Source organism: Sphaerobacter sp. (assembly GCF_019683595.1).
In the GTDB taxonomy this organism is placed as follows: domain Bacteria; phylum Chloroflexota; class Chloroflexia; order Thermomicrobiales; family Thermomicrobiaceae; genus Sphaerobacter.
Window position 1 is genome coordinate 1 of record NZ_JADGHZ010000162.1, and the last position, 7,461, is coordinate 7,461.

General features: G+C 69.0%; 7 protein-coding genes. 2 read left to right on the top strand and 5 right to left on the bottom strand.

Features of this window, described 5'->3' with window-relative positions; all coding sequences use genetic code 11:
- Positions 1-134: 134 nt before the first annotated feature.
- From IRZ30_RS13900 to IRZ30_RS13920, 5 genes are all read right to left on the bottom strand, one after another.
- Positions 135-398 (bottom strand): hypothetical protein, encoded by a 264-nt coding sequence (locus tag IRZ30_RS13900; protein WP_294086039.1) that lies wholly within the window; start codon positions 396-398, stop codon positions 135-137.
- 125 nt (positions 399-523) lie between these two features.
- Positions 524-1,420, bottom strand: coding sequence for a hypothetical protein (locus IRZ30_RS13905; protein ID WP_294086040.1), 897 nt, complete (start codon positions 1,418-1,420; stop codon positions 524-526).
- Entirely contained in the window at positions 1,417-2,622 is a 1,206-nt protein-coding gene (locus IRZ30_RS13910; RefSeq protein WP_294086041.1) for a HAMP domain-containing sensor histidine kinase, read from the bottom strand. The genes IRZ30_RS13905 and IRZ30_RS13910 overlap by 4 nt, the downstream gene beginning before the upstream one ends.
- A 15-nt stretch (positions 2,623-2,637) precedes the next feature.
- Positions 2,638-3,336, bottom strand: coding sequence for a response regulator transcription factor (locus IRZ30_RS13915; protein WP_294086042.1), 699 nt, complete (start codon positions 3,334-3,336; stop codon positions 2,638-2,640).
- 72 nt (positions 3,337-3,408) lie between these two features.
- Positions 3,409-3,672, bottom strand: a complete 264-nt coding sequence (locus tag IRZ30_RS13920) for an AbrB/MazE/SpoVT family DNA-binding domain-containing protein (RefSeq protein WP_294086044.1) — start codon at positions 3,670-3,672, stop codon at positions 3,409-3,411.
- Positions 3,673-4,506: 834 nt separating this feature from the next.
- On the opposite strand from IRZ30_RS13920, the gene IRZ30_RS13925 reads away from it, so the two are divergent.
- Together IRZ30_RS13925 and IRZ30_RS13930 are read left to right on the top strand one after the other, a co-directional pair.
- Positions 4,507-5,904, top strand: coding sequence for a hypothetical protein (locus tag IRZ30_RS13925; RefSeq protein ID WP_294086045.1), 1,398 nt, complete (start codon positions 4,507-4,509; stop codon positions 5,902-5,904).
- A 370-nt stretch (positions 5,905-6,274) separates the two neighbouring features.
- On the top strand, positions 6,275-7,291 hold the full coding sequence (locus IRZ30_RS13930) for a cation diffusion facilitator family transporter (protein WP_294086047.1): 1,017 nt from the start codon (positions 6,275-6,277) through the stop codon (positions 7,289-7,291).
- Positions 7,292-7,461 lie beyond the last annotated feature (170 nt).

Here is a 7,461-nt window from a genome sequence, read left to right on the forward strand (position 1 = left end):
GGGTGAGGGGTACCTCGCGCCCACCTCCAAATACAACGGCGGCCACGAAGGCCGCCGCTGCTTGGGAGGTTACCTGATGTTCGTATGCAACCGACCGGGGAGTGTGCGCAGCCGCCCCGCCCGAGGAGAGATCGCTATGCTGGCGAGGGCGGGATGACCGGCAGCCCCGCGGCGCGCCGGCTCAGCACGTACCGAAGGACCAGCGCCTTGAGATCGCTGGCACGTCCTTCGTTGTGCTGCATCCGCCGCAGTGTCACCTCGGCCGTTTCGGGATCGTAGTTGGCGACAGGCTCAACCAGACCCCAATGCTGCTGGACCACGCTGGCGACGATGGCGTGCTCGGTGCCGACCAGGTCGAGATCTCCGAAGCGCGGGACGAAACTCTGTGGCTGGGGCATCGTCGTCTCTCCTCTCCGCGGGCACGCGACCACGCTTGGAGCATAGATCCCCAGCACGCTCCCGCACAGGGCCACTGGTCCCGGAAACGGCTAGCCCATTTGTCGAGCGAATGAGGACATTTTGCCTAGTACAAGCCGAAGCTCCGGTCAACGAACGACTGGAACTGTCCGTAAGCGCTCACCGACAAATCGGCCTCGATGACGTAGACCGTCGGCACGCCGGTGCCGGGTTCGCGCAGCCACAGCATCGTGCCGCGTTCGAAGCGTTGCAGTGCCGCGTCGGTTGCCCAGTACGCGGCGGTCGCCTCGCCCAGCCGCTCGCGGTCGGTATAGACGTTCTCCCAGACCCAGGCGAACGCGCCGGTCGGCGCCGCCGCCTCCGGGTCCCAGTCCTGCCCGGCGTTCGCCACCCGGTGCCGGGCGGCTTCGTTGCCCGCCAGTGTGATGACCCAGGGCACGCTGTCCACCCCTGACGCACCATGGGGAATATCGAGCCAGACCATGAGCCCGTTGGTGTACGGCTGCACGCGCGCCGCGATGCCCACCTCCGGCTCTAACGGGCAGCCGATCTGCCGTGCGACGGCAGGCTGGTCGTGCCAGACCAGGCCGAAGCCGCGCACCGGCAGCTCAGCGCAGACGGGCGGACCGGCAGGGGTGGGGGTCACCGGCGGAGGCGCGGTCGGCTCCGGCCTGGCCGTCGGAGTCGGGCTCGGAGACGGAGCGGGATTCGGAGGCATGGTCGGCATCGGTCGGGCGGTGGGTGGCGGCGGCAGAGTCGGCACCTCACCGGCCGTGGTCGGCGTCGGCGTCTCGGACACTTCCGTCGCGACCGGCGTGTCCCCGGACGGCTGGGGCGTCACGGACGCCGCCGCCGGTGTCGAGCGCACCACACCGCCCCGTCCGGCTACGCCCGCCGCAGCCGTCGGGGACGCCTCATCGTCGACCGGCCGGACCGACACGCTGCACGCGGAGGCAAACCCGAGCAGCGTGAGGAGAATCAGCAGCGTGCAGATCCGCGTCACTGCGCGCGCTCCCCCACCGCGACGGCTGCTCCGGGCACCGCTGTGGACGTTCCGGCGTCGTGCCGGGGAAGCTGGACCGTGATCGTCGTCCCCTGACCGGGCGCGCTCGCGGCTTCGACGGATCCACCGTGCCAGGTCACGATCGAACGCACGAGCGCCAGCCCGAGCCCGCTCCCGACCCGGCTACCGCGCGCCTGCCCGCCGCGGAAGCCGCGCTCGAACACGAGCGGCAGATCGGCCGCGTCGATGCCGGGACCGGTGTCTCGCACCGTCAGGATCACCCGACCCGCGATGGGATCCTGTCGCAACCCGAGGACAACCCGCACGCCCGGTCCGCCGTACTTCAGCGCGTTGTCCACCAGATTCAGCAGCATCTGCCGCAGCGCACCCCGGTCGCCCCGGACGTGGTACGCGCCATCCTCCGCCTCCAGGTCGACCTCACTGCCTTCCCGCGCGGCCCGCTCCGCGAGGTCGATCACCACCTCCTCGCAGATCGCGCGCAGGTTCAGCGGCCGCGCCTCAATCGGCGGGTTGGGCATCTCGAAGCGGGCCATGAGGATCGCCTGGTCGATCAACCCGGTCAGCCGGGACGCCTCATCGTCCACCACCGCCCAGGCGCGCCGCGCTGCGTCCGGGTCGGTTGCGTCGGCCTCAGCGAAGCGCGACGCATGGCCCCGGATCACCGAGAGCGGGGTCTTCAACTCATGCGAAACCTGCCGGATCAGCGCGGTCACGAAATCGGCCTCCTCCTGCCGTCGCGTCGCGTCTTCGAGCACCACCAGCGTCTCCCAGCCGCGGCGGGTCGCCAGCGGGTGGATCCGCACGGCCAGGCGCTTCTCACCGGGCGCATCGACGAGGCGGCTCGTCACCGTTCCCTCGGAGCCGGCCGGACGCGCCAACGCATCCGGCAGCAGCGCCCCGGGCGCCAGCCCCGGCCAGAGGTCGGCCGCCTGGGCGTTCAGCCTCACCACCCGGCCGTCGGGCCGGGCAAGCACGACGCCGCAGGGAAGCGCGTCGACCAGACGGTGAAAGGCCGCCGTCGAGTGTCGAGCACGGCGCAGGCGCAGCGTCCAGAGGGCGTTGACCGCGAGCGGCGGCCCGCACACGACCGCGACCACCACAACGAGGAGGATGACCGTCCAGAGCGGGTCGAGCCGTACGGTCACCTCCCAGGAGCGGGTCAGCCAGTCCACTGCGCCCACCGCGTCGCCCATCCGTCAGCCCGCGCGGTCGAGCGGCTTGAACCGGTAGCCGACGCTCCGCATGCTCTGGATGTAGATGGGTGCCTTGGGATCGGGCTCCAGTTTCTGCCGCAGGAAGTGGATGTATTTCTCGACCGCCTTGGTGTCCTCGTCGTCCCGGTCGAAGACCTGCTCCAGCAGGTCGGAGCGCGAGATCCAGATCCCGGCGTTGAGGTAGAGGCGCTCCAGCAGGGCGTACTCCAGCGGCTGCAGCCGAACCGGCTGCCAGACACCGTCCCGCCGCACCGCCACGTCGCGCCTCGTCAGGTCGAGCCGCAGGTAGTCGTCGATGACGCGCACCGGGGAATTCGGCAGGCGTAGGCGCACCCGCGCCAGCAGCGCCGGGATCGAGAAGGGCTTGGCGACGTAGTCGTCGGCCCCGGACTGGAACCCCGTCTCTTCGGAGGCGAAGTCGTCCCGCACCGTCAGAAAGATCACCGGCGTACGGGGAAGCCCGCTCAACTCCTCGTAGGCGCGCAACTCCCGACAGACGGCGAAGCCGTCCATGCCCGGCATCGCCACATCGAGGATGATCAGGTCCGGCCGCCCCCGCTCGACTGCCGCCAGCGCCGCCGCGCCGTCACCCACCGCCGTGACGTCGTACCCCGCCGCCCCCAGCGGCCCGGCCAGCGTCTCCCGGATGCGCGGGTCGTCATCAACCACCAGAATCCGCACGGAACCCCGAGATCCCTTCCCGTCAAGATCTCGCGCGTCTCAGACCACGCAGAGCGTGTCTGATCCCCACTATCATGACGAACGAGGGTTCCCGGTGGGTTCCCCCCAGACCTCGCGCTCCTGTCGGACGTACGCCTGCGGCTCAACATCCTGCCAGATCTCACGGTGCAGCCCGCGCAGCCGGTCGCTATAGTCGCCGGGCTCGGGCATCAAGACGGCGTATCCGTCGCGCACGAGGATGAGCAATGTGTCACCGCTGTTGATTCCCAGTTGTCTAGAGACCGTGGCGGGGAGGGTAATCCGGTTCTTACTGCTCACCGTCACGCGAGCCGACACATCCAACACCTTTTCTCCACCTGGCTCCCAGATTGCCTAGCGACGCATCCTGGCAAGCCACACACAGCCCCAAGTCGGGCTTTATGGTAGTCCTTGACGAACTATATCGAATACTGTCTCGTCCACGTCGCGCGGCGTCAAGATGTTCCTTGACGTACAAGACTGGTGTACCTGCCTCCCCCTCCTCAACTTGCTGATGGAGTTGGACGACTCGATCGGGTCTACGCGCGTGGCCCGTGCCCGGGGCTAAAGCCGCCGGGCTCACAACGAAAGCCGGCTAGAGCCGGCTGGGGAACGAGCGCTCACAGTCTGGCAGAGGGGTGTCCGCCGGTTGGTATGTGCTCGGGTGGTGGGACCCCATCACCTCGGTGAGAACCCTGGTCGGCCCCCAGCCCGCTTTAGCGGGCTTCGCGTTGTCAGCCCGGCGGCTTTAGCCCCGGGCACGGGCCACGACACTAGAACCATCGCACCACCCGCGCCGGATCCCGACCCATGGCGCGGGATCCTCACACCACCCGTCCCAGGCGCGTGCCACGATCCCGCGGCATGGGTCGCTGATGGCTGGTACCACATCCCCACGCCATACCAAAGCGGCGGCGCCGGCCGCCGCCCTCCAAGTCGTTCCCCAGTCAGCCGTTGGACATTACCGTCATGCACCGCCCCACCGGTACAAGCAACCACCGCCCGCGTTTCCATCTCCCCAGGGAACCTTCGCCGAACCTTGTCCCCCAACACTGAGCGTGCCCGCGTGCACCAGGTAGTCCGACGCGCGGGCGCGACCGGTGCCTGCGCGATCCGGTCGCCGGCACGGACTGGAGTGAAGGGGGGACATACATGCGGAAAGCGCTACTGGCGCTGGTTATCCTGGTCGCCTCGCTGGTGGTACCCGCGGCGAGGGTCGGGGCGACCGGTGCGGAGCTGGACCCGGCCATGGTCGCGCTCTGGGAGCGTACCGACGGTCCGGTCGCGGCCGGTGAGACCGACCGGTCCTGGCTCTGGGGACCGCAGGCCAACCGGGTCACGACCGAGCCGTACACCTACGCGCCGCTCAAGGAGAACCGGCGCCTCGTCGCCTATTTCGACAAGAGCCGGATGGAGATCAACGACCCGTCGGGCGATCCGACCGACCCGTGGTACATCACCAACGGGCGCCTCGTCTACGAGATGATGACCGGCCGCATTCAGGTCGGCCAGGATCCGGACATCTACACCACGGCATTGCCGGCCAGCATCCCCGTCGCCGGTGACCCCTACAGTTGGAACACGCCCACCTACCAGGTCCTCGGCCGGCTGATGGGCAGCGCGCCCGATCGGACGGGGGAGATCATCACGGCCACCGTGGACCGGAACGGCACCACCGGGTTCGACCTCTCCCGCCGCGCGGCCGGGCTGCGCTACGGCGCGTACGTGACGTTCACCGGGGAGCAGGGCGAGGTGGTCGGCCACAACCTGCCCGAGGTCTTCGCCGACTTCCTCACGCAGCACGTCTCCCCGCTGGTGGCACCGGCCGACTGGATCTTCGTGACCGGCTACCCGCTCACCGAGCCGTACTGGACCAAGACACAGCTCAACGGCAAGGAGACCGACGTCCTCGTCCAGTGCTTCGAGCGTCGCTGCCTGACCTACACGCCCACCAACCCCGACCCGTTCAAGGTGGAGATGGGCAACGTCGGGCTGCATTACCAGCTCTGGCGTTACGGAAACTGGCAGACATCCTGCCCGACCGTGCCCGTGCGCGGCTTCGGCGCGCTCTGGAGCAGCAACCGGGAGATTCGCGACACGCTCGGCTGCCCGGAGGATACGACCGGAGAGCGGGGCATCCGCACGGCCTACCAGCGCTTCGAGCGCGGCACGATGATCTGGGTCGACGTCGATGACGTCTACAACCCGGCACGCTCGATCCTCGTCCTCTACGACGACGGCACCTTCACCCGCTACGCGGACACCTGGGACGAAGGGCAGGCGGTCTCCGATCCGCGGCTGGCCCCACCTGAGGGGCTCTATCAGCCCGTGCGCGGCTTCGGCAAGGTGTGGCGTGACGTGCCGGGTGTCCGCGACCGCCTCGGCTGGGCCGTCGAGCCCGAGCGCGGGAGCCACGGCGCCTACCAGCGCTTCAGCTACGGCACGATGGTCTGGATCGAGGACTTTGACCAGATCTGGGTGTTCGCTGGCGACCTCTACTGGAACACCGGCGGCACCTGGTCCGTCCACAACGACACCTTCGACGGCTAGACCCGACGCCCTCTCGGTCCTCCCGACCGCGGCCGCCCGGCGCCCCCGTGCCGGGCGGCCCGTTCCTGTCATTACGACCGATTCCGGATGCCGACCTATGCCCGGGCCAGCGATGCAACGACGTTCGCGCCGTGATACGTGCCCGGAAATGGGTGGCGTGAACGAGCCCACGCCGTGGCGCGTGCCCGGGGCTAAAGCCGCCGGGCTGACAACCAAAGCCGGCTGAAGCCGGCTAGGATACAGCAGCGCATACATCCAGGCGATAAGGCATCCGCGGCCCGGCCCGTCCCCGGGGCACAATGAGTGCAGCAGCCCTGAAAGAGGCCGGCGGCACACGCCGGTGACGGGGTGCGAGCGTGAGAGCCGAGTGATGCACGAGCACGCGATCGACGAGCACGCCACTCTCGATCGGCCGCGGGAGCGGGTTCACCGCCGCCCGCTTGCGATCGCCCTGGGGATTAGCGCCGTCTTCCTCGTGGTCGAGGTTGTGGGCGGCTTGGTCACCAACTCCCTGGCGCTCCTCGCCGACGCGGGACATATGGCAACGGATGTGATCGCCCTGGCGCTCGCTCTCGTCGCTGCCTGGCTGGCCGGGCGACCGGCGACGCCCCAACATTCCTTCGGACTCTACCGGACGGAGGTCCTCGCGGCCGTCGTCAACGGCGCGGGGTTGATCGTGATCGCGCTCCTCATCTTCTGGGAAGCGGCGCGCCGCCTTGCCGCGCCGCCCTCGGTCGACAGCGGGCCGATGCTCGTCGTCGCCGTCGCCGGGCTGGTGGCCAACGCCGCGTCCGCCTGGGTGCTCAGCCGGGGCGGCGGGCACGAGCACAACCTGAATATGCGCGGCGCCTTTCTCCACGTGGTCAGCGACCTGCTCGGCTCGGTCGGGGCCATCGCGGCCGCGCTCATCATGCTGGCGACCGGCTGGTACCTGGCCGATCCGATCCTTTCGGCCGGGATCGGTCTGCTCATCCTCTGGAGCGCGGGGAGGCTCCTGCGCGACTCAATCGACGTGCTGCTCGAGGCCACGCCGCGGCACATCGACGCCGAGAAGGTGCGCGCGGCGATGGTGAGCGTCGACGGCGTCGTGGATGTGCATGATCTCCACATCTGGACGGTCACCTCGGGCTTTGTCTCCTTGAGCGCCCACGTCGAGGTCGATGAGCAGCGGGATTGGCATGCGATCCTGCTCGACCTGTCGGATCTCCTCCGCGAGCGGTTCGGGATCGCCCATGTGACGCTTCAACCCGAGGCGCCACAGCGCCTGCCTGCGGCCTTCCGGATCTGCTCGCTCGACTCCGTCGAGGGCCGCAACGCCTGCCTCATCCTGTTCCCGCCGTTCCCACCACGTGACGACGCTCCGCCGGACGACCACCCGCCGCGGTGACGGATGTCTACGGCGGATTCGCACTAGAGATTCCGCGAGTGTTGCGCACTACGGATGGCGACTCCCGATAGGCGACGCATTCTGCACCTGTCGCGGCCCTGTTATCTCGCACGATGTCCGGTCACGCGCTGCGTTGATGCACCCCAGGGTACACCTGTACTGGGCGGGCT

Excerpts from the sequence above, each read along its gene's own strand:
- IRZ30_RS13900 (WP_294086039.1), bottom strand. The coding sequence starts at position 398 with ATGCCCCAGCCACAGAGTTTCGTCCCGCGCTTCGGAGATCTCGACCTG.
- IRZ30_RS13925 (WP_294086045.1), top strand. The coding sequence starts at position 4,507 with ATGCGGAAAGCGCTACTGGCGCTGGTTATCCTGGTCGCCTCGCTGGTG.
- IRZ30_RS13930 (WP_294086047.1), top strand. The coding sequence starts at position 6,275 with ATGCACGAGCACGCGATCGACGAGCACGCCACTCTCGATCGGCCGCGG.